Origin of the sequence: Pantoea sp. SIMBA_079 (assembly GCF_046940275.1) — a bacterium.
Classification (GTDB): Bacteria; Pseudomonadota; Gammaproteobacteria; order Enterobacterales; family Enterobacteriaceae; genus Pantoea; species Pantoea borealis.
The window spans coordinates 1-279 of sequence record NZ_JAWRYR010000192.1 but is presented as its reverse complement, the minus strand read 5'-3'; the positions used below and the strand labels follow the sequence as shown (position 1 = coordinate 279).

The window sequence follows — 279 nt, the reverse complement described above, 5'->3', positions numbered from 1 at the left end:
GAGCGCGCGGTCGAGCTGACCGGGATGGAGTACGGCGGCATCACCCCGATCGGGCTGCCCGACCTGTGGCCGGTGCTGGTGGATGCGCGCGTCCCGCAGGCGGAGGTGGTGGTCATCGGGTCCGGCGTCCGTCGGTCCAAGATCCTGCTTCCAGGACGACTGCTCGGCGAGCTCCCGTCCGCCCAGGTCATCGACGGCCTCGGGCTCGAAGCGGTGACAGGATGAGCCGCCGCCGATGACGGGCACCGCCGTCGACCGGGTGCTGACACCGCTCCGCTC

The 279-nt window shown here is 72.0% G+C and carries 1 protein-coding gene; it reads left to right on the top strand.

The window, feature by feature from the left end:
- Positions 1-225 (top strand): YbaK/EbsC family protein (locus SB719_RS19665; protein ID WP_412159666.1); only part of this gene is annotated, 225 nt, incomplete at its 5' end.
- Positions 226-279: the final 54 nt, after the last annotated feature.